The sequence below is a fragment of the Kitasatospora sp. NPDC057936 genome (assembly GCF_042887525.1).
GTDB lineage: Bacteria > Actinomycetota > Actinomycetes > Streptomycetales > Streptomycetaceae > Kitasatospora.
On record NZ_JBHVPD010000096.1, the window covers coordinates 19,577 to 42,434 of the forward strand.

26 protein-coding genes are annotated in these 22,858 nt (G+C 72.8%); 18 read left to right on the forward strand and 8 right to left on the reverse strand.

Annotated features, from left to right (window positions below; translation table 11 throughout):
• Positions 1-6: 6 nt before the first annotated feature.
• The 3 genes from ACFVU9_RS36285 to ACFVU9_RS36295 all read left to right on the forward strand — a co-directional run bounded on the left by ACFVU9_RS36285 (position 7) and on the right by ACFVU9_RS36295 (position 2,309).
• On the forward strand, positions 7-825 hold the full coding sequence (locus ACFVU9_RS36285; RefSeq protein WP_387601024.1) for an IS5 family transposase: 819 nt from the start codon (positions 7-9) through the stop codon (positions 823-825).
• Positions 826-988: 163 nt separating this feature from the next.
• Entirely contained in the window at positions 989-1,822 is an 834-nt protein-coding gene (nadE, locus tag ACFVU9_RS36290) for an ammonia-dependent NAD(+) synthetase (protein ID WP_380491855.1), read from the forward strand.
• A gap of 67 nt (positions 1,823-1,889) precedes the next feature.
• Entirely contained in the window at positions 1,890-2,309 is a 420-nt protein-coding gene (locus tag ACFVU9_RS36295) for a DUF2267 domain-containing protein (protein WP_387600971.1), read from the forward strand.
• Here ACFVU9_RS36295 and ACFVU9_RS36300 read toward each other — a convergent pair.
• Positions 2,299-2,787 carry a MarR family winged helix-turn-helix transcriptional regulator gene (locus ACFVU9_RS36300; protein WP_387600974.1) on the reverse strand — a complete coding sequence of 163 codons (489 nt, stop codon included), beginning with the start codon at positions 2,785-2,787 and terminating at the stop codon, positions 2,299-2,301. The two genes, ACFVU9_RS36295 and ACFVU9_RS36300, sit on opposite strands and share 11 nt — an antisense overlap.
• 123 nt (positions 2,788-2,910) lie before the next feature.
• Here ACFVU9_RS36300 and ACFVU9_RS36305 point away from each other — a divergent pair, with 123 nt between their 5' ends.
• Positions 2,911-3,759, forward strand: coding sequence for an SDR family oxidoreductase (locus ACFVU9_RS36305; protein WP_387600977.1), 849 nt, complete (start codon positions 2,911-2,913; stop codon positions 3,757-3,759).
• 8 nt (positions 3,760-3,767) lie between these two features.
• A complete protein-coding gene (locus ACFVU9_RS36310; RefSeq protein WP_387600980.1) occupies positions 3,768-4,172 on the forward strand; it encodes a MarR family transcriptional regulator in 405 nt (134 codons plus the stop codon).
• A 9-nt stretch (positions 4,173-4,181) separates the two neighbouring features.
• On the opposite strand, the gene ACFVU9_RS36315 is transcribed toward ACFVU9_RS36310, so the two are convergent.
• From ACFVU9_RS36315 to ACFVU9_RS36325, 3 genes are all read right to left on the reverse strand, one after another.
• Positions 4,182-5,324 carry a methyltransferase domain-containing protein gene (locus ACFVU9_RS36315; protein WP_387600983.1) on the reverse strand — a complete coding sequence of 381 codons (1,143 nt, stop codon included), beginning with the start codon at positions 5,322-5,324 and terminating at the stop codon, positions 4,182-4,184.
• Positions 5,321-5,455, reverse strand: a complete 135-nt coding sequence (locus ACFVU9_RS36320; protein ID WP_380446332.1) for a hypothetical protein — start codon at positions 5,453-5,455, stop codon at positions 5,321-5,323. The genes ACFVU9_RS36315 and ACFVU9_RS36320 overlap by 4 nt, the downstream gene beginning before the upstream one ends.
• A gap of 323 nt (positions 5,456-5,778) precedes the next feature.
• Entirely contained in the window at positions 5,779-6,066 is a 288-nt protein-coding gene (locus ACFVU9_RS36325; RefSeq protein WP_387600986.1) for a hypothetical protein, read from the reverse strand.
• A gap of 345 nt (positions 6,067-6,411) precedes the next feature.
• Here ACFVU9_RS36325 and ACFVU9_RS36330 point away from each other — a divergent pair, with 345 nt between their 5' ends.
• From ACFVU9_RS36330 to ACFVU9_RS36370, 9 genes are all read left to right on the forward strand, one after another.
• Complete coding sequence (locus ACFVU9_RS36330) at positions 6,412-7,818, forward strand: hypothetical protein (protein WP_387600988.1); 1,407 nt, start codon at positions 6,412-6,414, stop codon at positions 7,816-7,818.
• A 23-nt stretch (positions 7,819-7,841) separates the two neighbouring features.
• A complete protein-coding gene (locus tag ACFVU9_RS36335; RefSeq protein WP_380446329.1) occupies positions 7,842-8,417 on the forward strand; it encodes a GNAT family N-acetyltransferase in 576 nt (191 codons plus the stop codon).
• A 27-nt stretch (positions 8,418-8,444) separates the two neighbouring features.
• Positions 8,445-8,984, forward strand: a complete 540-nt coding sequence (locus ACFVU9_RS36340) for a flavoprotein (RefSeq protein ID WP_387600991.1) — start codon at positions 8,445-8,447, stop codon at positions 8,982-8,984.
• 176 nt (positions 8,985-9,160) lie between these two features.
• On the forward strand, positions 9,161-9,520 hold the full coding sequence (locus tag ACFVU9_RS36345) for a hypothetical protein (RefSeq protein ID WP_387600994.1): 360 nt from the start codon (positions 9,161-9,163) through the stop codon (positions 9,518-9,520).
• A gap of 164 nt (positions 9,521-9,684) precedes the next feature.
• Positions 9,685-10,107: a hypothetical protein gene (locus ACFVU9_RS36350; RefSeq protein WP_387600997.1), complete on the forward strand. Its 423-nt coding sequence runs from the start codon at positions 9,685-9,687 to the stop codon at positions 10,105-10,107.
• A gap of 63 nt (positions 10,108-10,170) precedes the next feature.
• Entirely contained in the window at positions 10,171-10,665 is a 495-nt protein-coding gene (locus ACFVU9_RS36355) for a hypothetical protein (protein ID WP_387601000.1), read from the forward strand.
• A 108-nt stretch (positions 10,666-10,773) separates the two neighbouring features.
• The gene (locus ACFVU9_RS36360; protein WP_387601003.1) at positions 10,774-13,728 is read left to right on the forward strand and encodes an ATP-binding protein; all 2,955 of its coding nucleotides are present in this window, start codon (positions 10,774-10,776) and stop codon (positions 13,726-13,728) included.
• Between the two features lie 194 nt (positions 13,729-13,922).
• Positions 13,923-14,342: a VOC family protein gene (locus ACFVU9_RS36365; protein WP_387601005.1), complete on the forward strand. Its 420-nt coding sequence runs from the start codon at positions 13,923-13,925 to the stop codon at positions 14,340-14,342.
• Between the two features lie 61 nt (positions 14,343-14,403).
• Entirely contained in the window at positions 14,404-16,803 is a 2,400-nt protein-coding gene (locus ACFVU9_RS36370; RefSeq protein WP_387601008.1) for an ATP-binding cassette domain-containing protein, read from the forward strand.
• Positions 16,804-16,827: 24 nt separating this feature from the next.
• On the opposite strand, the gene ACFVU9_RS36375 is transcribed toward ACFVU9_RS36370, so the two are convergent.
• Positions 16,828-17,334 carry an HPP family protein gene (locus tag ACFVU9_RS36375; protein ID WP_380508987.1) on the reverse strand — a complete coding sequence of 169 codons (507 nt, stop codon included), beginning with the start codon at positions 17,332-17,334 and terminating at the stop codon, positions 16,828-16,830.
• Positions 17,335-17,460: 126 nt separating this feature from the next.
• Positions 17,461-17,934 carry an SsgA family sporulation/cell division regulator gene (locus ACFVU9_RS36380; RefSeq protein ID WP_380446322.1) on the reverse strand — a complete coding sequence of 158 codons (474 nt, stop codon included), beginning with the start codon at positions 17,932-17,934 and terminating at the stop codon, positions 17,461-17,463.
• 400 nt (positions 17,935-18,334) lie between these two features.
• Between ACFVU9_RS36380 and ACFVU9_RS36385 the strand changes: the two genes are divergently transcribed.
• Complete coding sequence (locus tag ACFVU9_RS36385; RefSeq protein WP_380446321.1) at positions 18,335-19,366, forward strand: hypothetical protein; 1,032 nt, start codon at positions 18,335-18,337, stop codon at positions 19,364-19,366.
• A gap of 62 nt (positions 19,367-19,428) precedes the next feature.
• Here ACFVU9_RS36385 and ACFVU9_RS36390 read toward each other — a convergent pair whose 3' ends face one another.
• Positions 19,429-19,800 carry a hypothetical protein gene (locus ACFVU9_RS36390; RefSeq protein WP_387601012.1) on the reverse strand — a complete coding sequence of 124 codons (372 nt, stop codon included), beginning with the start codon at positions 19,798-19,800 and terminating at the stop codon, positions 19,429-19,431.
• Between the two features lie 324 nt (positions 19,801-20,124).
• Here ACFVU9_RS36390 and ACFVU9_RS36395 point away from each other — a divergent pair, with 324 nt between their 5' ends.
• Together ACFVU9_RS36395 and ACFVU9_RS36400 are read left to right on the forward strand one after the other, a co-directional pair.
• Positions 20,125-20,361, forward strand: a complete 237-nt coding sequence (locus tag ACFVU9_RS36395) for a hypothetical protein (RefSeq protein WP_380508993.1) — start codon at positions 20,125-20,127, stop codon at positions 20,359-20,361.
• 172 nt (positions 20,362-20,533) lie between these two features.
• Positions 20,534-21,166, forward strand: a complete 633-nt coding sequence (locus ACFVU9_RS36400; RefSeq protein ID WP_387601015.1) for a DUF6461 domain-containing protein — start codon at positions 20,534-20,536, stop codon at positions 21,164-21,166.
• Between the two features lie 30 nt (positions 21,167-21,196).
• Here ACFVU9_RS36400 and ACFVU9_RS36405 read toward each other — a convergent pair whose 3' ends face one another.
• Positions 21,197-21,733 (reverse strand): carboxymuconolactone decarboxylase family protein, encoded by a 537-nt coding sequence (locus ACFVU9_RS36405; protein WP_387601018.1) that lies wholly within the window; start codon positions 21,731-21,733, stop codon positions 21,197-21,199.
• Positions 21,734-22,069: 336 nt separating this feature from the next.
• Here ACFVU9_RS36405 and ACFVU9_RS36410 point away from each other — a divergent pair.
• Positions 22,070-22,858 (forward strand): BTAD domain-containing putative transcriptional regulator (locus ACFVU9_RS36410; RefSeq protein ID WP_380446316.1); only part of this gene is annotated, 789 nt, incomplete at its 3' end.

The following is a 22,858-nucleotide window of genomic DNA, read 5'->3' on the forward strand; positions in this document are numbered from 1 at the left end:
TGCCCCGTGTGGGCTTTTTTGTGCCGGTTCGGGTGCTCGGGGGGGGGGGGGGGGGGGGGGCCGCGCGGCGGGGGGCCCCCCCCGACCACCGAACTGCGTGAAGTGGTCAACGCGATCCTCTACGTCGCGCGGACCGGCATCGCCTGGCGCTATCTGCCGCACGACTTCCCGCCCCACACCACCGTCTACGGCTACTTCAAGGAGTGGGAGCGTGACGGCACCACCGAGCAGATCCACGACACGCTCCGTGACCAGTTGCGGGCGAAGAAGGGCCGTCGGATCCTGCCGAGCGCCGCGGTCATCGACGCCCAGTCGGTGAAGGCCTCGCCGAACGCCCCGGCCGACAGCCAGGGCTACGACGGCGGGAAACGGGTCAAGGGCCGCAAGCGCCACATCGCCACCGACACCCTGGGCCTGCTCCTGGTGCTGATCGTCACCGCCGCCGGTGTCCAGGACTCCGCCGGCGGCAAACAGGTCCTGGACACCCTCGCCTCCAGGTGGCCCACGGTGACCAAGGCGTGGGTGGACGCCGGCTACAACAACGCCGTCGTCAGGCATGGTGCCGCTCTGTCCATCGACGTCGAGGTCGTCGCCCGTGACAAGGAGCAGAAGGGCTTCGTCGTTCAGCCGATCCGCTGGCGGGTCGAGCAGACCTTCGGGATCATGTCCCGGTACCGGCGGCTCCATCGCGACTACGAGGAACTGCCGGACCGGTCACGCTCGATGATCCACTGGGCCATGGTCAACTCCATGACCACTCGCCTGACCGCCAGCCCCGACAAAATCGGGCAATACCTCCGCCCGAAATCGCCTGCGGAAGCCTAAATCAGTATCGAACGCCCTCTGAGGCCGCCGGGCCGCTGTGGCCCGTGTTCCGCCGCCCGGCCGCTGTGACCCGTATTCCATCGAGGTGGAATCCCTTGGCGGCGGCCGCCGTGGCGATCAAGCTGGCTCCCGGAAGCACGTCCGAGGTCCGAGGAGTCCCATCATGTCCGAACCCCTGCCCGCCGACGTCCAGCGGGAGATCGCCCGCGCCCTGGGCGTCGCCCCCGTCCCGAGCGCCGAGCAGGAGGCCGAGCGCCGGGTCGCCTTCCTCGCGGAGCAGGTGCGCGCGGCCGGCGCCCGCACGCTCGTCCTCGGCATCAGCGGCGGTGTGGACTCCACGACCACCGGACGGCTGTGCCAGCTCGCCGCCGAGCGGCTGCGCGCCGAGGGCCACGAGGCGTCGTTCTGGGCGATGCGGCTGCCCCACGGCGTGCAGGCCGACGAGGCGGACGCCCAGCTCGCGCTGGACTTCATCCGGCCCGACCGGGTCCTCACCGTGGACATCAAGCCGGCCACGGACGGCGCGATGGACGCCCTGGCGGCGGCCGGCCTGACCTTCCGGGACCGCGCCCACGAGGACTTCGTCCGCGGCAACACCAAGGCCCGGCAGCGGATGATCGCCCAGTACGCCGCCGCCGGCGCGTCCGACGGGGTCGTGATCGGGACGGACCACGCGGCGGAGGCCGTCACCGGCTTCTTCACCAAGTTCGGCGACGGCGCGGCCGACATCATGCCGCTGTCCGGCCTGACGAAGCGTCAGGTCCGGGCGCTGGCCGAGCTGCTGGGCGCACCGGCGGAGCTCGTCCACAAGGTGCCCACCGCCGACCTGGAGACGCTCGCGCCCGGCAAGCCCGACGAGGACGCCCTCGGCGTCGGCTACGACGCCCTGGACGACTTCCTGGAGGGGCGCCCGGTCAGCGAGGAGGTGTTCCGCACGGTGGTCGGCCACTACCGCCGCACCGAGCACAAGCGCCGCCTGCCGGTCGTCCCGTCGTAGCGGGCTCTGGCCCGGCGGCGTAGCCTCACAGAGGGGGTCTCGCCCGCCGGCGGAAGGGGACTCGGCCATGAAGTACGACGAGATCATCGCCACCGTCCGGGACCTCGCCGGGCTCCCCGACCGGGCCGCCGCCGAGCGCGCCACCAAGGCCGTCCTGCTCACCCTCGGCGAGCGCCTGCCCTCCGGGCTCGCCGTGCACGTGGCCGCCCAGCTGCCGCCCGAGCTCGCCGCCGCAGTTCGGGAGGCGGCCCGGGAGGCCGACGAGGAGGGCCGCACCCACGCCTCCGGGGAGCGCTTCGGCCTGCCCGTCTTCGCCGGCCGGATCGCCGGCCGGGCTGGCACCGGAGAGGACGGCGGCATCCGCGAGGCCGCCGCCGTCCTGGAGGTCCTGGACGCGGCGCTCGCGCCGGACCTGATGGACAAGCTGGCCGCCGTCCTCCCGCGCGACATCGCCGAGCTGCTGCCCTCGGGGCGCGCTACCCAGTGACCTTCCGCTCGGCCAGCCGGTCGAGGGAGTCGACGTACTTGAGCATCAGCCGGGCGAATTCGAGCCGGTCGCGCTCGGCCCAGTCGGCGGTGATGTAGTCGTACGCGTCGCGCTGGTGGCGGCGCAGCCGGACGATCAGCTCGGTGCCGGCCGGGCTGAGGTGCAGGACCGTGCGGCGGCCGTCCTGCTGCGAGGCGGCGCGGGTCAGGTAGCCCGCCTTGATGCTGTCGCCGACCATGCGGCTCGCGACGGACGGGTCCACGCCGAGGAGTTCGGCGACCGCGCCGACGGTGATCTCGGCCGCGGCGTCGCGGGTGTGCTGCTCGACGAGGTTGAGGACCAGGGTGCGGCTCAGGTCCTTGGCCGAGATGGGGTTCTCGACCTCCAGGAGCGAGGTGCGGCGCAGTTTGCCGAAGGCCGGGCCCACGGCGTTCAGGAGGTCCTCGGCCGTGCGGTGGTCCGGCTCGTTCGTCGTCATGGCGGCCATCCTAAGGTCCATGCTCAGCAGCAGCCACATGTTGACTCGCAAATGTATGCATGCGAGCATGCATATGTTCCGCAGCAAGGAGCTGCGCATCATCATGCAACGGGGGAACCACCCATGACCGTCCTCGTCACCGGCGCCCGCGGCAAGGTCGCCCGCGCCGTCCTCGACCGCCTGCACGTCGCCGGCCTGCCGGTCCGCGCCGCCAGCGCCCGGCCCGCCGACCTGTCCGTCCCGGCCGGCGTAGACACCGCCGAGCTCGTCCTCGGCCGGCCGGAGACCTTCGCCGCCGCGCTCGACGGCGTGCGCCAGGTCTTCCTCTACCCCGAGCCCGCCGGCATCGACGCCTTCGCCGAGGCCGCCCGCGCGGCCGGCGTCGAGCACGTCGTGCTGCTCTCGTCCTCCTCTGTCCTCGCGCCCGGCGCCGAGACCGACCCGCTCGGCTCGCACAACCTCGGCGTCGAGCGCGCCCTCGCCGCGAGCGGCCTGGCCTGCACGTTCCTGCGCCCGGACGCCTTCGCCACCAACGCGTTCGCCTGGGCGCACCCGATCGGCCACGGCCTGCCGGTCGAACTCGCCTACCCCGAGGCGTCGTTGGCGCCGATCCACCCCGAGGACATCGCCGACGTCGCGGTGGAGGCACTGACCGGCACCGCCCTGCGCGGCCACGCCGTCACCCTCACCGGCGCCCAGGCGCTGACCTTCCGCGAGCAACTCGCCGTCCTGTCCGAGGTGCTGGACCGCCGGATCACCGTCGAGACCATCTCTCGCACCAAGGCCGAGGAACAGATGAGCCGCTTCATGCCCGCCCCGCTGATCGGCTCGCTGCTCGCCTTCTGGGCCGAGGCCTCCGTGCGCCCCGCCACCATCGCCGACACCACCGAGACCCTGCTCGGCACACCCGCCAGGACCTTCCGCCAGTGGGCCGTCGAGAACGCGTCCGCCTTCACCGCACCGGGGGAGTGACCCACACCATGAAGCCCATCGGCTACTGGCTGAACCGCACCGACAAGGCGCTGACCGCCCACATGAACGCCATGCTCGCCGACTTCGGCCTCACCCGGACGGCGTGGCAGGTCCTCAACGTGGTCGGCGACACCCCGGAGGCGCGCGACACGGACGTCCACGCCGCCCTCGCCGCGAACGCCGACGCTTCGGCGAGGGCGGCCGCCATCGAGGCCGTCCTCGCCGACGGCTGGACGACCCGCCCGGCCCCCGGCCGCCTCACCCTCACCCCGTCGGGCCGCGACCGGCTCGCCGCCGTCGAGGAGCGGGTCGCCACGTTCCGCGCACTCTCCACGACCGGGATCACGCCGGACGAGTACCGCACGGCGGTCAGCGTTCTGGAACGGATGACCCACAACCTGGAGTCGCACTGACCGCGTCAGCTATGGCAGGGCCCGAACCAGATTCGTCGGCCGGTCCAGCCAGACCCACTGGTCGGGCCCGGTGACCGTCAGCCCGAAGCGCTCCGGCCCCGGCCGGCCGTGCTGCTCCCACCAGCGGTACGCGGCCTCGACCTCGTCCCAGAGCCGGCGGGGCCCGTACTGCCAGACCTCGAAGGGGTCGACGGCAGCCCAGGACAGGGCGTCCGTGGTCGCCACCCAGAGCCGGGTGTGATCCCAGGCCGTCCAGACGTCTCCCAGCTTCAGCCCGAGCGCGAAGCGAGCCTCCCAGTCGTCCCCGGCCACACGGTCGGGCTCCAGCGAGGTACGGGACTCGTCGGGCACGTGGTCGTCGCGGACAACGTCACGGAAGATGCGCAGGTCGCGACGCTGCCCGCGCATCAGCATGAAGGCGGAGTGCGGACTGAACCGCCCGCACGCCCGACCGTTTGCCACCGTGAGCTTGAGCAGCCCCCAACAGAGCATGGGGTTGTCCCAGGGGGTGAGGATGATGCCGCCGGGCGCGGTCTGCTCGATCCAAGCCGTCGGCACTCGGCGCACCGAACAGGTCGAGATGACCCGGTCGAACGGCTGTCGGAGCCTCCACCCGCGAGCCCCGTCCCCGCAGAGGACGTCGACGGCCAAGCCCGCCGCATTCAGCGAGGCGCAGGCGTGCCTGGCCACCTCGTGATCGACCTCCACCGAGGACACACGGCCAGGCCCGAGCCGGTGCGCCAGCAAAGCGGCATTCCACCCGGTCCCGGTCCCAACCTCCATGACGTTCATGCCGGGCCGAACATCGAGCTCCCGCAACATCCGGACGACGATTGAGGGCGCCGAGGCCGAGGAGGACGGCCACATGTCATCCGGATCGTCCGGCTCCACCCCATCGTTGACCTGCGTCACAACGGGGACGTCGGAGTAAGCAGCCTCGAACCACCGCTCCGGGGCGCGCTGAAGGTCGCAGGCCGCATAGCCACCGTCGCCATCCTCCAGCCAGATCCGCTCCGGCAGGAATCGATGCCGCGGCACGGCCTTGATCGCCTCCCGCCACTCAGGAGGAACGGGCCCGCCGAGTTCATCTTCGACGCCCCGGAGCAGCCCGCGAACGACGGCCTGCTCCGGTCGATGCACGAAGTTCGTCACTTCTTCTCGTCGTCCTTCTTGTGCTTCGGAGCGGGTGCCGGCCGCGAGCCGTCCGGGGACGGCTTGTCCGTGCCGGGGTCCTTCTTGCCCCCGTGCTTGCCGCCACTGCTCTTGTCGGTTCCCCAACCCATGGGGTTCTCCCTTGCTATCGATGGATTGATCACGAACGTCAGTTGGCTACCGCTCCGGCGGCCGGGGCGACGGCTGGCTGTCCGGCTTCGGCGGAGGCGGCTGAGGCTGCGGGGTGGACATGACAGAACTCTTCTCGGCTTGGCGATGTGGGAGCCCGCCCGTGCCGCTTACTCAGCGGCACGGGCGGGAGTTCAGTGGGTGCGCATGGCCAGGAGCACGGCGATGGCGGCCAGGTGGAACAAGGCTGCTGCGGACACAGCACAGGCGGTCCAGACTCTGACGACATAGGTCCCGCAGTCGGGCTCGAACACGGTCCTGCTGCCTACGAGGCGGGCAGCCGCGCCGAGCCGGAGGTGCCGGCCCGATGCTGCGGGCAGGCGCAGTCAGGCCAGATCTCGATCCGAGCGACGTATTCGTCTGGATCCGGGTTTGCGGTGATCACGCCGGAGTCGTCATAGCGAGTGCCATCCTGAGCAACCCTGAACGTGCGGATCGCCAGCCCCGGACGCCGCCTGGCGCGAGCGGCGGGGCCGTCTTCGGCGGTCGCGCTCATCCCGTTATCCGCCAGGCGACGGTTCTCCGCAGTGTGTCCAGCCGTGGTGTCGTACATCGGTTCCTTCTCCTGGCCCTGGACCGGGCTTGCGGCTGACACGGCAAGCCACCAAACGTCACGCTTCGCCGTCGACTGCACACGGAATGCGAAGTCGAGTTCAGCATGTTGGCCACCAGGTAGGCATGGATACGACGTCGCCACCGCCATGACGACGTCATCACCGGGGGCTCGCTACGTGGCCGACGACGTCATGCGTCATGACCACCGTCATGGCTGCCGTCATCTCACCCTGTCGCACCTCCGAACGGGGTTTCCCGTCCACTGACCACGGCTATCGTCAGAACAGACGAATGGGGACGGAGAGGATCCGCAGTGGCTGAAACCCCGACACTCTTACGGGTCTTGACGCTGCAACGACACTGGCAGGTCTATGAGACCTTCCGACTCCGGTTCGAGGCGATGGCGAACTCGGTCGCCGAGCAGGAGAACGACCCCAGACTTCGTGGCCTGTCGGTCTCCAAGCGGCAGTTCGAGCGCTGGTACGGAGGCGCGGTGAAAACCCGCCCCTACCCGGACCAATGCCGAGTGCTGGAGGCCATGTTCGGCGTCTGTGTCGACCAGCTCCTCGCTCCCGCACCAACCGGCTCTGCGGTCGCGCCCGCAACCGCCGGCACCCTCGCCGTCCCGCCGTCACGACTGGGGCCTGCCTGCCTCCCGCCCGAGAAGGCAACGGCGCCACTTGCCGGAGGCCCGCCCAACAGCGAGACCCGCTCCGATGCGGGCACCACGGAAATGGAAAGGCAGGTCGTGATGGCGGCTCGTCGTGCACTTCGGTTCGCCGCGATGGCGGAGGGCAGCAGCATCGGCCCGGAGACCCTGGGGCAGATCCACGACGAGGTGCGGCGCCTTACCGTCGCGTACCCGAAGCTGGCACTGCCGGCCCTGCTCGGAGATCTGGTCGAGGTCCAGGACCTCACCTTCCAACTCCTCGAGCACGGCCGGGCCAAGCCCGCGCAGGCCCGCGAGCTGTACCTGCTGGCCAGTATCACCTCCGGCATGCTGGCCAAGGCCAGCCACGACCTGGGCAACCCGAGCGCCGCGATGATGCAGGCTCGCACCGCCTTCGTGTGCGCCGACAACGCCGATCACCACGCCATGCGCGCCTGGGTCCGCTCGCTCCAGTCGCTCATCTCCTACTGGGCGGGTCGTCCCGGCGAGGCCGTCGACTACGCCGCCCTCGGTCAGAACGCGGCGGGCGACGTCCGCGGCACCACCAGTATCTGGCTGGCCTGTCTCTCCGCCCGCGCCCATTCCCTCCTCGGAGACGGCGAGGCCACCCGCACCGCCATCCGGCAGGCCGAGAACGCCCGCGATGCCGTCGAACTTGACGATCTCGACGACTTCGGCGGCATCATGACCTTTCCGGTGCCCCGCCAGCTCTACTACGTCGCCGAGGCCACCGTGCAACTCGGCGAGGACGCCGTCCTCGGCGAGACCCAGTCCGAAACCGCCGTCGCCGCCTACCAGGACGCTTCCGAGGAGGAGTGGGCATTCGGCGACGAGGCCGGCGCGCAGACCGACCTCGCCCTCGCCCGCATCGCCCGCGGTGAAGTCGAGGGCGCAGCCGAGGCTGTGCGCCCAGTGCTCGACCTCCCCATCGAGCAACGGAACTTCGGCATCGTCAGTAGTGCTCAGCGAGTCCACGCCGCGCTGAACGCCGGTGCCCGCCGAAACGGCATCGTCGGCGTCGCCCTGAGGCAAGAGATCGAGGCATTCACCGCCACCCCGACCTCGGTCCTCGTCCGGTGAACCGGCGGCTAGGCTCCGCAGCCATGACCCCACTCCATCTGGCCGGCCCTCGTCTGGCACTGCGCGAAGTCGAACCCGGCGACACCGACGACCTCTTGGCCATCTACGGAGACCCCGAGTCCACCAAGCACCTCAGTTTCGAACCCCGCACCCGTGACCAGGTCGAGGCGATCACCACCAGGTCCATCGACTCGGCGAGCGCCGTCCCACGCATCGAGTACTGCCTCGCCGTCACCCATCGCGACGAGCACCGGCTGATCGGCTACGCGCGTCTTGCGACCGAGCCGCAGCAGGCCGCCACCATCGGCTTCGCCCTCCACCCTGCCGAGTGGGGCAAGGGCCTCGGCACCGAGACCGTCCACCTGCTGTGCGCCCTCGGCTTCAACGTCCTCGGCCTGCACCGCATCTGGGCGGCCCGCGCGCCCCTCAACGAGGCCTCTGCCCGCACCCTGCTGCGCGCCGGGATGACGGAGGACGGCCGAATCCGTGATCACGTCTTTGTCCACGGCGCATGGCGCGACTCGATCACCTACTCGATCCTGGAACACGAGTGGGCGCCGATCGGCGGGCTGAAGACCGACGAAAGCCGTCGAGCCTGATGGCCACCACGGACCCGGGAGCGTGAAGTGGTCGAGCACCGCAAGCCGTTCCTCTACATCGTCGTGTGCGCCTCGGGCATCGCCGACAGGGTCGGCGAGCTGATCACCGCTGCCCATGCCGAGGGTTGGGGAGTGGGAGTGATCGCGACCCCTAACGGGCTCGGCTTCATAGACCGGGAAGCTATCGAAGCCCAGACCGGCTACCCGGTCCGCTCCGCGTGGCGCACGCCGAGCGTCCCACAGCCGCTGCCGCCGGCCGATGCCATCGCGGTGGCCCCCGCCACGTTCAACACCCTCAACAAGTGGGCCGCCGGCATCTCCGACACCCTCGCCCTCGGCATCCTGTGCGAGGCGTACGGGCTTGGGATTCCCGTGGCGGTGCAGCCCTACGTCAATTCCGCCCAGGCCGCTCACCCTGCGTACGCGGAGAGCCTGGGCCGGCTGGGGTCTATGGGCGTCCTGCTCGGCAACTATGTGCCCCGCAAGCCCAAGTCCGGTGGCGGCCACGACAATTACGACTGGACTCACGTCCTCGACCTCCTCCGCCCCGTGGTGCGCACAACGTGAGGCCCGCACCCACCGACACCGGCGCCTGGAACGCCTACCTGGCCGAGGGAAGCGCCCGCCAGGCGCGCAAGCGCGTCTTGGCGCCGCCTCCTCCCGCTCATGGCCGATAGGCGGGCTTCAGCATTGCATCAGCAGATCTCGGCGCTTGACAGCGCCGTCTGACGAAGGAGTGACGCATGTCGGCTGACGGACGAGTCTTCCGCGAGGCGTGGATCGCGGGCGTGTCCAAGCACTACCCGGGCGAACCGAAGGCCGGTTACGTCGCCCCGTGGGACGAGACCCCCGAGTGGGAGCGCGAGTGCGCCGCCGCCGTGTTCGGCCAGGTCCGTGACTTCATCAGCGTGAGCGGCGGGAACACGTCCAAGCTGACCCGGGAGCAGAAGGGCCGTTTCGTCGCGACGTGCTGGATCGCCCAGATCCACAAGCACATTGAGAACCCGAAGCCGGGCTATGTCGCCGACTGGGTCGACCTGCCGTCCTGGCAGCAGGAGACCGACGCGGACATCTTCGAGGCGATCGAGCAGGCCCGTTCCTGAACGCAGCGCCCAGCCCCTCACCTCCTGCACGGTTGGCGAGGGGCTGGGAAGCCGACGAAGCCCATGAGCGCGGGAAGTCGGGCGGGCCGACTTCCTGTGCTTCGTCCCCCGCTTCCGCTCGAATTCGGTTGCTCCGCAGGTGTGTTGTGCGCCGATACTGCCGCATGACCAGAACCGCGCAGGTCCTCGTGCTGGCTCCGTGGGATGAGGAGGCGATGGCGCCGCTGTGCCGACCGGACGACTCCCGCAGTTGGTGCGGCTGCTTCGCGCCGCTGCCCACCTTCGTCGAGGCGTGGGTCGCCGAGTTCGACCGGATGGGGCAGCGGACGGGATTGCTGCGTCACTTGGAGTCGCTGCCGTGGAAGGCGCCGGAGAGCGTCCAGGTGCTGATCCGTGACGAGGAGGACGACTGCTTCGGGCTCTGGATGATCCGGGATGGCCGGTTGACCGAGATTCCCGTCCCCGGCCACCGGCGGCTCCATCCGCTGGCGCACTCCACCGAGTACGCGCCCGACCCGGGCCTGCTGTGGCGCGCGGCCACGCCCGTCCCGGGCGGTTTCTCCGAGGAGCGGCAGGATCCCCGGTAGGGCTGTCGGTGGGGTCTGGTCTACTTCCCTGCGGAGCGCAAGACGTCGCGGGGGGCGAGGACGATGGGTGTGTTGACCGACTACTTCCGTGCGGCGGACGCGGCGGTGGTCCGGCGGGAGCTGGAGGCGGCCGACGGGGGATCGCCGCTCACCGGGCCGCGACGGGCCTTCGACGGGGTCGAGGCCAAGGGGCTGGATCCGGTCGTCGTGCTGGGGCAGCTGGTCGCCGCCGTCCGCCAAGTGCCGTGGGCCGTTGACCTCGTGGGCGATGCACCGGTGTGGCCGACCACTCCGCCGCCCGGACCGGAGGGGCCCGTGGACGACGACGATCCGTGGATGACGGGCCCGTGGGTGTTCGAGCTCGACACCGACACCCGCGACACCCTCGCCGCGGTGCCGGACGCCGACGTCCCGGCGGTCGCCGCCCGCTGGGCGCAGGCGGAGGAACTGCACGGCGCCTCCGCCGAGAGCCTGTGCCCGGTGGTCGGCGAACTGGCCGGGCTCGCGCGGCGCGCCCGGGCGGCCGACGAGCGGCTGTACTGCTGGACCTGCCTCTGAACCGGTCGGGCCGATACGGTGGCCGGGCCCGTTGCTCGGTGTCCGCACCAGTGTCATGATCACGTGGGCGGGGGCTGCACGGGGCGTGAGCGTGAGGGGCTGGAGCCGATGGGCATGACGTTCGGGGTGCTGGGTCCGCTGGTGGTCGCCGTGGACGCGGAGCCGCAGGCGCTGCCCCGGGCGGGGGTGCTGCGCGGGCTGCTGGGGGCGTTGCTGCTCGCCGAGGGCGAGCGGCTGTCGGCCGGGCGGCTGCTGGAGCTCGTGTGGGCCGGGCAGGCCGACCGGGTCGGCCGCGGCGCCGTGCACACCGGGGTGTCCCGGCTGCGCGGGTGGCTCGGGACCTTCGGGGACGACGCCGTGGTGCTGGACTCCGACGGCGAGGGCTACCGGCTCGCCGTCCGCCCGGAGGCCGTCGACCTCGGGCGCTTCCGGCTGCTGGCCGCCGACGGGGACCGGGCCGCCGCGCTCGACCTGCGCCGCGGCCCGGTGCTGGCCGGGCTGGACCGGGTCAACCGCGAGGACCCGCTGGTGACGGCGGTCGAGGAGGCCGTCCGCTCCACCGCCCTCGCCCTCGCCGGGACCGCCGCCCCCGGCTGCGCCCTCCCGGCCGTGACGGCGCTCGCCGAGGAATACCCCTTCGACGAGCCCGTGCAGGCCGCCCTCCTCGAACTGCTCGCCGCCGACGGCCGCCCCGCCGAGGCGCTGCGCCGCTTCCAGACGCTGCGCCGGCGGCTGGCCGAGGAGCTCGGGATCGAGCCGGGCGAGCAGGTCCAGAGCGTCTTCCTCGCCCTGCTGGCCCGCGACCACGACGGCGCCCGACCGGTCCACGCACCGAGCCAACTCCCGTCCGACCTCCCGGACTTCACCGGCCGCGAGGAGCACCTGCGGTTCGTCCTCACCTCCCTCGCCGACGGCCGCGTGCCGGTGGTCTCGGGCATGGGCGGCATCGGCAAGACCGCCCTGGCCGTCCACGCCGCCCACCGCGCCGCCGCCGACTACCCCGACGGCCGGCTCTACGCCGACCTGCGCGGCGCCGACGACGAACCGGCCGACCCGGCCCGCGTCCTCGCCGCCTTCCTGCGCGCCCTCGGCGCCGACGCCCGGGAGATCCCCGAGTCCCTCGACGAACGCGCCGCCCTCTACCGCACCCTGCTCGCCGGCCGCCGGGTGCTCGTCGTCCTGGACAACGCCGCCGGGGAGGCCCAGCTCAGGCCCCTGCTGCCCGGAAGCACCACCGAACAGCAGCACAGCAACGCCCTCGTCACCAGCCGCGCCGTCCTCACCGCCCTGCCCGGCGCCCGGCTCGTCGACCTCGGCGGGTTCGGCCCCGCCCACGCCGAGACGCTGCTGCGCCACATCGTCGGCGACGCCAGGGTCGCCGCCGAACCCGTCGCCGCCGGCCAGATCGCCGACCTGTGCGGCGGCATGCCGCTCGCCGTCCGCATCGCCGGCGCCCGCCTGGCCGCGCGCCCGCGCTGGAGCCTCGCCCGCCTCGCCGAGCTGCTGCGCGACGAGCGCCGCCGCCTCGACGAGCTCGCGGCCGGCGACCTCGCCGTTCGCGCGGGCTTCGCCGTCGGCTACACCCGCCTGTCCGAGCCGACCCGCCGCACCTTCCGCCTGCTCGGCCTGCTCGACGCGGCCGACTTCGCCCCCTGGGCCGCCGCCGCGCTCGCCGACGTCCCGCTGGAGGAGGCCGAGCGGCGGCTGGAGGAGCTCATCGACGCCCAGCTCCTCCAGGAGACCGGCACCGAACCCCACCTGCGCTACCGCTTCCACGACCTCGTCCGGCTCTACGCCCGCGAGCACGCCCACGCCACCGACACCCCCGCCGACCGCGCCGACGCCCTCGAACGGGCCTTCGGCGCCTGGCTCTGGCTCGCCGAACAGGCCGCCGACCAGGTACCGGGCCCCTGCTTCGCCGCCATCCACGGTCCCGCCCCGCGCCGCCCGCTGCCCGACGGCCCCGCCGCCCGGCTGCTCGACGACCCGCTCGCCTGGTTCGACGTCGAGCAGCCCGCCCTCAACGCCTGCGCCCGCCAGGCCGCCGCGCTGCGCCTCGTCCCGACCGCCTGGGACCTCGCCGCCTGCCAGGAGAAGTACTGCGACGTCCGCGGCCTCTACGACGACTGGCGCACCACCAACCTCGTCGTCCTCCAGGCCTGCAAGGCGGCCGGCGACCTCGTCGGCACGGCCGTGCTCACCCGCGGCCTGGTCGAGGTCACCACCTGGGCGACCCCCGCCGACGGCACCGAGACGATGGTCGCCCTGGACGGCCGCGCGCGGCAGCTGCTCGACCTGTTCGAGCAGGTCGGCGAGCCGCGCGGCGCCGCCGACGCCCTCGTCCTGCTCGCCTGGAGCCTGGTCGCCCAGGGGCGCGCCCGTGACGCGCTGGACGCCGCACGCCGCGCACTGGACCTCGCCGCCGCCCACGACCACCCCGGCGGGGTGGCCAAGGCGCACCAGATCATCGCCGTCGCCCACGGCGAGACGGACCTCGCCCGCACCATCGAGCACCTCACCGAGACGCTGCGCCTGGCGCGCATGATCGGCAACGTCCGCTTCGAGGCCACCGCGATCCAGTTCCTCGGCGCCGCCCACGGCCGCGCCGGCGACGTCGAGCACGGGCGCAACCTGCTGACGAGCTCGCTCGCGATGGCCCGCTCGCTCGGCGACGGCTACGCGGAGGCGTTCTCCCTGCTCTACCTGGCCACGCTCCACGCGGCGACCGGCGACGCCCGGGCGAGGGAGACGGCGGAGGCGGCGCTGGCCATCGCGCGGCGCTTCGAGCTGGGCCACCACCTCGCCCAGGCCCTGGGCATCCTGGGTGAGTTGGACCTCGCGGAGGGGCGGCACGACGCGGCCGTCGCGCACCTGGAGGAGTCCGTCCTGTTCTGGCGGGCCCGGGGCTGGCGCTCGTTCCTCGCCGAGGCGCTGCGGGCGCTCGGGCGCGCGTACGAGGCGGCGGGGCTGGACGCGCCCGCCGAGCGGGTGCGGCGCGAGGCCCGGGAGCTGGGCGAGGGACCGGCGAACGGCGACGCGGACGCGCTCTCGCACGACGGGTGAACCGTCCGCGACGAGTACACACCCGCGGCCGGGTCCGTCCCCTGCGCGGACCCGGCCGTCCCCCCATGCGGGTGTGTGCTTCGACCGTAGGCAGCGGCCTCTTACCGATCGCTTACCGCTCCGGCCGAGGTGCGTGCGAGACCGGTCAGGATTCGAGAAGCCCCGGCCCAGGGCCCGCGCCTAGCCTCGTGGACATGGAGACCAACGACCTCAGCATCCACTGGACCTTCCTCCCCCACACCGACCCCGACGCCTCCCTCGCGTTCTACCGCGACCTGCTCGGCTTCGAGGTCCGCAACGACGTCGGCCAGGGCAGGATGCGCTGGATCACCGTCGGCCCGGCCGGCAGCCCCGGCACGTCCGTCGTCCTGGAGCCCCCGGCCATGGACCCCGGCGTCACGGAGGACGAGCGCCGCACCGTCACCGAGATGATGGCCAAGGGCACCTACGCCCGTCTCACCCTCGCCTCCGCCGACCTCGACGGCGTCTTCGACCGACTGGCGGCCGGCGGAGCCGAGCTCGTCCAGGAGCCGACGAAGCAGCCCTACGGCGTCCGCGACTGCGCCTTCCGCGACCCGGCGGGCAACCTGATCCGCATCAACGAGCTCGCGTAGCCGCGGCTCGGGAAGCCGAGCGCCGCGCCCCCGCCCGCACAGAACCGGAGAGACGACGACCATGGCCAAGAGGACGGGCGCGCCCGCGCCGGTGCCGCACGACGCCGACAGCCACGACATGATCCGCGTGCTCGGCGCGCGCGAGAACAACCTCAAGGACGTCAGCGTCGAGATCCCCAAGCGCCGGCTGACGGTGTTCACCGGTGTCTCCGGCTCGGGCAAGAGCTCGCTGGTGTTCGACACCATCGCCGCCGAGTCGCAGCGGCTGATCAACGAGACCTACAGCGCCTTCGTCCAGGGCTTCATGCCGTCGCTGTCACGCCCCGACGTCGACGTCCTCGACGGGCTGACCACCGCGATCATCGTCGACCAGCAGCGGATGGGCGCCGACCCGCGCTCCACCGTCGGCACCGCGACCGACGCCAACGCGATGCTGCGCATCCTGTTCAGCCGGCTCGGCGAGCCGCACATCGGCTCGCCCAAGGCGTACTCGTTCAACGTCCCCTCGGTCAGCGGCGCCGGCGCCGTCACCGTGGAGCGCGGCGGCAAGACCGTGAAGGAGCGCCGCTCGTTCAGCGTCACCGGCGGCATGTGCCCGCGCTGCGAGGGCCGCGGGAGCGTCTCCGACATCGACCTCGCCCAGCTCTTCGACGACGCCAAGTCGCTCGCCGAGGGCGCGCTCACCATCCCCGGCTACACGCCGGGCGGGTGGAACTACCGGCTCTACAGCGAGTCCGGCTTCTACGACCCGGACAAGCCGATCCGCAAGTACACGAAGAAGGAGCTGCACGACTTCCTGTACCGCGAGCCGGTCCGGATGAAGATCGCGGGCATCAACATGACCTACGAGGGCCTGATCCCGCGGATCCAGAAGTCCTACCTCGCCAAGGACAAGGAGGCGATGCAGCCGCACATCCGGGCCTTCGTGGACCGCGCGGTCGCCTTCAGCACCTGCCCCGACTGCGACGGCACCCGGCTGACCGAGGCGGCCCGCTCGTCGAGGATCGGGAAGACCAGCATCGCCGACGCGTGCGCCATGCAGATCAGCGACCTGGCCGCGTGGGTGCGCGGGCTCGACCAGCCCTCGGTGGCGCCGCTGCTCACGAGCCTCGGGGAGGCGCTCGACTCGTTCGTCGAGATCGGTCTCGGCTACCTCTCGCTCGACCGCCCCTCCGGGACGCTGTCCGGTGGCGAGGCGCAGCGCGTCAAGATGGTCCGCCACCTCGGCTCCTCGCTCACCGACGTCACGTACGTCTTCGACGAGCCCACCGTGGGCCTGCACCCGCACGACATCCAGCGGATGAACGGGCTGCTGCTGCGGCTGCGCGACAAGGGCAACACGGTGCTCGTCGTCGAGCACAAGCCGGAGACGATCGCGATCGCCGACCACGTCGTCGACCTCGGTCCGGGCGCGGGCAGCGGCGGCGGCACGGTCTGCTTCGAGGGGACGGTCGAGGGCCTGCGGGCGGGCGGCACGATCACCGGACGCCACCTCGACGACCGGGCGAGGGTCAAGGAGACGGTGCGCACACCGACCGGGAAGCTGGCGATCCGCGGCGCCTCCACCCACAACCTGCGGAACGTCGACGTGGACATCCCGCTCGGGGTGCTCGCCGTCGTCACGGGTGTGGCCGGCTCCGGCAAGAGCTCGCTCGTGCACGGCTCGCTGCCACGATCGTCGGAGGCGCCGGGCGAGGGCGTGATCTCCGTCGACCAGGGCGCGATCCGCGGCTCCCGGCGCAGCAACCCGGCGACGTACACCGGTCTGCTGGAACCGGTCCGCAAGGCCTTCGCCAAGGCCAACGGCGTGAAGCCGGCCCTGTTCAGCGCCAACTCCGAGGGCGCGTGCCCGACCTGCAACGGCGCGGGCGTGGTCTACACGGACCTGGCGATGATGGCCGGCGTGGCGAGCGTCTGCGAGGACTGCGAGGGCAAGCGCTACCAGGCGTCGGTGCTGGAGTACCGCCTCGGCGGGCGCGACATCAGCGAGGTGCTGGCGATGCCGGTGACCGAGGCCGAGGAGTTCTTCCGCGAGGGCGAGGCCCGCATCCCGGCCGCGCACGCGATCGTGAGCCGGCTCGTGGACGTCGGCCTCGGCTACCTGAGCCTCGGCCAGCCGCTCACCACGCTCTCCGGCGGCGAGCGCCAGCGCCTCAAGCTCGCGACGCACATGGGCGACAAGGGCGGCGTCTACGTCCTCGACGAGCCGACGACCGGCCTGCACCTGGCCGATGTCGAGCAACTGCTCGGCCTGCTCGACCGCCTGGTCGACGCGGGCAAGTCGGTCATCGTCGTCGAGCACCACCAGGCGGTCATGGCGCACGCGGACTGGATCGTCGACCTCGGCCCGGGCGCCGGCCACGACGGCGGGCGGGTCGTCTTCGAGGGCACTCCGGCCGAGCTGGTGGCCAAGCGGCACACCGTCACCGGGGAGCACCTCGCGGCGTACGTGGGCGCCTGAGGCCCGCCCTCCGGGCCCGGCGGCTCACCGGGGAACGGCCCACCAGGCGACGGGGTAGCGCACCGGGTGGCCGCCGATCCGGCCCGGGAGCAGGCCGATCGCGACCAGCAGGACGGTGGCCAGCGCGAGCAGCGGCAGGAACGGCAGCGGGTGCGGCGCCTGGAGCACCACGATGACGGCGGTGGCGGCGGCCGGCGAGTGCGAGAGGTGCGTGAGCAGCATCACGCCGAGCGAGATCCCGGCGGCCACCGCAGCGCCCCACCCGTTGCTGCCGGTGACGGCGAGCGTGGCGTACCCGATCAGCGCGGAGACCAGCTGGCCGCCGACGAGGTTGCGGGGCTGCGAGATCGGCAGCCCGGGCGCGCCGTGGACGAGCGCGGCGCTGGCGGCCAGCGGCGGGATGAGCAGCGGCTGGTGCAGCAGGACCCCGGTCCCGACCAGGAGGAGCAGGGCCGCGATGGCGAAGGCGGTGGCCCTTAGTACGTGCAGCGGATGCGGCCTGGTGGTGGTGGCGGACGGGGGTCTGGGCATGCGGGAGCTCCGGGTGAAGGGCGGTGGACGGCAGCGCCTTCCACAAAATGTTGATTTTCGACCGCCATCCTGCCTCGCGGGGGACCCGGCGGACCCGGCGTTCCGGCATCCGGACGGCGGGGTCCGTCAGATGAGCGGCGGCTCCTCGGTCTCGAACAGGCGCAGGATCAGGTCGTCGACGTCGAGGTGGACCGTCTCGGTGCCGTACGGCACGACGTGCTCGGTCGCGGTGAGGAAGGTCTGGACGAGGGCGGCGGGCGCGCGCAGGACGGCCGTCGTGTCGTCGGCGCTGAGCGCGATGAAGAGCGTCGCGGCGGCGGGCCCGGTGCCGCGGTGGACGGTGACGTCGCCGAGGCCGGCCCAGCCGGTGAGGCCGGTGGCGAGGAGTTCGCGGGCGAAGATCCAGGTGATCGGCTCGTCGAGGTCGATGTGGGTGTCGAGGCTCACCGCGTAGGGGTCCTCCCGGCGGTAGCGCAGCCGGGCGGGCAGGGAGACGAGGAGGCCGGGGCAGGCGACCGCCTCCAGGTCGATGTACAGCGCCAACTCGTCGCCGGCGCAGGCGTTCTCCTGCGGGGCGCCGGGCAAGTCGTGCTCGCTCATGGGCTCTTCCTGTTCTCTTCCCCGGGGTGTTCCGGGGCGTCTCGGGGCGTCTCGGGCTGTCTTCAGGGGAGCAGAATCGTTTTTTCTCGGTCGGTTTCGGCGGTGGGGCGGAGCGGAGGCGGTGTGGGGGTGGTGCGGGGGTACGGGTGGTGCGGTGTGGCTGTGCGGTGTGGCTGTGCGGTGCGGGTGGTGCGGCGGTGCGGTGCGGCTTCGGCGTGCGGGGCTTCCGGCTGGAGAACGAGCCGGCCCGTCCCGGGTAACCGTCCGCGACGATATTCGGGCGACGGCGCCCTGTCCCGGCCTGCGGCATTGCGGTTCGGTCTCCGTCGGGGCGGAATTGTGCATGATCGCTCGGTTGGTGTCAGAGTGTCACCGTCTTCTTTTCCGATCGGGGGGTTCGATGACAGCGGGGGACGGGTCCGATCTCGTCGCCATGGTGGTCGAGGCGCTGGTGCAGACCGCGTCGCACACGGTCGGCGCGGCAGGGGCCGCGCTCGGCGGCGAGGCGCTCGCGCGCGTGCGGGAGTCGCTGCGGCAGTGGCCGCAGTGGGCGCACGCCCTCGGGCGGGTGGAGGCCCGTCCCGGCGACCAGCAGGCCCAGTGGGACCTGGCGCTCGCGGTGGGCCAACTGCTCGCCGGCGACCCGGGCCTGGCGGCCAACCTGCGCGCCCGGCTCTCCGTCGCCATGACCGCGCCGCCGCCCATGGCCGGGGCTCCGATGCCCCAGGCGGCTCCGGCGTGGCAGGGCGGCGGCGACGCCAACTGGCCCGCGTACAGCCCCGGAACGGTCCAGGGGACGTCCGCCCGGCGCAGCCGCGCCTGGGCGGTGACCGGCGGGGTCGTCGTGCTCGGTGTGATCGGCACGCTGACCGGGCTCGGTCTCTACCTCGGCACCGGCCCGGACGGTCCGAAGCCGCTGGCCAACCTGGACCAGGTGAAGGCCGTCATGCCCGACCTGCACGCCGTGCCGGACGGCTGGACCCAGGAGAAGGCGCCTTCCGCGGTGCCCAAGGGCGACTGCGGCGGCGACGGCGTCCCGCCCGCACAGGTGAGCCTGTGCGAGCAGATAGTCGGGAGGGGCGACTCGCGCTTCCACGCCGACGACGGCAAGACCCAGGTGGAGTTCCAGCTCATGGCGGGCCCCAGCCCGGAGTGGGGCGACAAGATGTACGACGTCGCCTACGGCATCAGTGACGGCCTGCCCGAGAAGCCGCCGATGGCCGCTCCGAAGGCCGGCGAGCGGTCCTCGGTCTTCATGGAGGGCCAGTGCGTGGAACTCCTCGTCAAGTCCGGCAGCAACGTCCTGAGGATCTCCTACTGCCCGGAGAACCCGTCCGCCCCGAACGTCGAGGTGGTCAACCGGATCACCCGGATGTTCGCCGCGCGCTCGCAGCAGGCGCAGGACGGGAAGACCCCGGACGCCGCGGCCTGACGGTTGCCGGACAGGGGTGGAGCCGAGCGCCCGGCTCCACCCCTGTGTCTGTGGAGGGGCGGTCAGGCCTTGGCGCAGATCACGAAGACGCTGATGCCGACGTCACCCGCACCCGGTCGGCGGCCGAGGCCGATCCAGCCGCTGCCGTCGTCGGCCGGGAAGCTGCCGACCAGGACCGCCTCGTCGCCACGGGCCTCCGCGCCGCCGCCGAGCGCCTTCTCACCGGCCGGGCAGGAGACCGTCCGCCGCTGGAAGTTGGGCACGTTCGCGTTGTCGAGCCGCACCAGCTGGTACCCCTCGACCGACCGGGCGGCGCTGTCCCGTGCGGGCGCGTTGTCGGTGGCGGGGTCGGCCTCCGCGACCCAGCCCGTGCCGGCGGCGGCGAGCGCGACCGTCAACAGGCCCGCGGCCGGCGCGATCGCCCGAAGCTTCATGCCGTGTCCTCCCGAAGGGCGGCGGGCGCGCGCTTCGCGCCCGTACCACTCGGGGTATCGGCCGTTCGGGTGGCGGCCGTGATCGGGTTGACCCTTTCGGGGGGTGTGCGGCCCGTCCGGCACGCGCCGCGGCGGCGCCCCCGGGGCGTGCGGTGCGCCCTCACGCGGACGTCAGTGCGCGCCGGCCGCTGACGGGCCCGGCTCTCCCGGGCCCGAACACCGGGATCACTCGACCGGGTGAGCTGTCGTGGAACGGCCGGAGGCGCGGGCGGGCGCGCCCTACCGTCGGAGCCGCAACTCGCCGTTCGGACCGGAAGGAACCCCATGCGCCGCACCGTCGCCGTCCTCCTCGGAGCCTCCGCGCTCCTCGCCGCCACCACCCCGGTGGCCGGCGCCGCCACTGCCGCCGCCCCCGCCGCCGCCGGGCCCGCAGCCGCGCCCGCCGCCCCCGCCGCTCCTCTCGCGCAGGCCGGCGCCCCGCTGTTCGGCATGCTGGGCAGCGCGAGTGCGATGGTCTTCGGGGCCGTCGACGCGCTCAAGGGTGCGGTGAAGCTGCCGTAGGCGTGGCCGCCGTCGGCGGCTCCCGCACCGGCCAACCCGGCGCGGGAGCCGTGCCGTTCTGCCCCTGCGGGCCCCGTCGCCCCCGGGGAGGTTCCATTGTCGGTGGGGCGCGCTAGGGTGCCGTCCGGAAGCCCGACCAGGGCGGGTCGGTGCGAAACGGGGGGAGGGCGTCATGAGCGACGGCATCCGGTGGCTCGCCGAGGGCGACGACCGGCTCAGCGGCGTCCTGTTCGCGCGCGGGATCCCGCCGGAGGAGGTGGCCCGGCGGATGGGCGCGGACGTGCGAGGCGCCGCCGGTCCGGTCAGCGGCGCCGAGGTGTGGGACCTCGACATCGAGACCTACCGCCCCGGCGAGGACGGCGACGGCGTGGTCCGCGTCGGGGTCTGCGGCGGCTGGTCCTTCGCGATCGAGTACGGCGACTCCACCGGTGCCGACCTGCTCACCGAGATAGCGCGCGACGGCGTCGAGGTCGTCCACTACCGCCCCATGGCCGAACACCCGCCGGCCCTGCTCGACTACGCCCGCGACGGCGCCGTCCTGTGCGGGTTCGGCCTCGCCGAGGAGCGCTGGCGCTGGGGCAGCCAACCGGACCTCCTGCTCCCCGTCCTCGTCGCCGCCGGCGTCCTCCACCCCGACGGCATCACCCGCGCCACACTCCCCGGCGAGCCCCTGCCCGCCGTCCACCGCCGCACCCTCGGCGCCGTGGAACGCCACTTCGGCCTCAGCCTCCCCCCGGCCGTTCTGGACGCCGCCCGCCTCCCGGTGTACGCGGTCCGCGGCACGCCCGACCTGGTGCTCCGGTAGGGCGTGTCCTTCGGATCGGGCCGGGAGCCGTCACGCCCAGGGCTCGGAGAACGACCGCCCGGGGACGGGCTTGGCGACCAGGGCGATCGCCACGAAGAAGTTGACCTGCCCGATCGCCAGCGTCAGCGTCGTGAGCGCCTTCTCGTCGTAGTGGGCGGCCACCTCGGCGTACAGCTCGTCCGGCACCCGCTCACGGCCCCGAGCGGCCGGCTGGAGCACCGCCTCCACCAGCGCGAGCGCGGCCCGCTCGGCCGGGGTGAAGTACGGCGAGTCCCACCAGGCCGCCACCGAGTCGATCCGCTCCTCCGTCTCCCCGGCCTTGCGCAGGAATCCCGTGTGCAGCACGGTCAGGTAGGTGCTGCCGACGATCTGCCCGGCGCGCAGCTGCACCAGGCTGATCGTCGTCCGCGGCACCGACCGGTTGCCGGTGGCCCTGAACAGCGCCGCCGACACCTCCGCCAGCTCGGGCACGAGTACCCCGGGATCCGTCGCCAGGCGCGGCCGCAGCGGGACCTCGGCGGTGATCGGTCGCGGCTCCACCGGCGTGCTCTCCATCGTCTTCTCCATCGTCGTGTTCCTCCCGGGCTGTACGGGCCGTGTTCGGCGCCTTCACTGACCCGACCCGGCCCGGAGGAGGTTTGTGACAGGCGGAGGAGGATTTCCTCGACTTTCTTCGAGCTCGCCGAGCGGGCGGACGGTGCGGGCGCCATCGCCGAGGACGGTGCCGGAGGTGTCCGCGGTGCTGTGGTCCGTGGTGGAGGTGTGCACTCCGTCCTGTCCGTACCCATTTGACGGCTCATGGCCCGGATCGTCGTCAGGGACTCGGCAGGATGTCTGACCAGGGGGAATACCGGTCGGTATCATGCCGCTGGGGGATTGTCGGCGGGGTGGAGGGGATGTCGGTTGGTCGGCGAGGGCGGGAGTTCGGGCGGGCTGCGGTTCGCGGTGCTCGGGCCGCTGCGCTGTTGGCGGGACGGGGCGGAGGTGCCGCTCGGTTCGCCGCAGCAGCAGAGCATGCTGCTGGCGCTGCTGTTCCGGGCGGGCCGGCACGTGTCGGGGGCGCAGCTGATCGACGACCTGTGGGGTGACGAGCCGCCGGCCAGGGCGACGGGTGTCGTCCGCACGTACGTGCACCGGCTGCGGCGGGTGCTCGGGGCCGAGGCGCTCACGTCGGTCGGCGGCGGGTACCTGTTGGCCGTCGGCAGCGGCGGCCTGGACACCGTGCGGTGCGACGAGCTGCTGGCCGAGGGCCGGGCGCGGCGGGCCGACGGCCGGAACGCCGACGCCGCCGCCGCGCTGCGGGGCGCGCTCGCGCTGTGGCGCGGCGAGCCGATGCCCGGGCTGCCCGGGCCGTACGCGCAGCGCCAGCGCAGGGAGTGGGAGGAGCGGCGGCTCGCCGTCCTGGAGCTGTGCCTGGAGGCGGAGGTCGAGGGCGGCCGGTGCGCCGAGTCGGTGGCCGAGCTCGCGGCCCTCGTCGAGGAGCACCCGCTGCGCGAGCGGCTCTCGGAGCTGCTGATGCTCGCGCTGTTCCGCTCCGGCCGCCAGGCCGACGCCCTCGCGGCGTACCGGGCGGCGGACCGACGGCTGCGCGACGAACTGGGCGTCGGTGCCGGTCCCGGCCTGCGCGACCTGCACGGCCGGATCCTGGCGTCCGACGAGACGCTGTCGGCGACCACCGAGTGGGTCCTGACC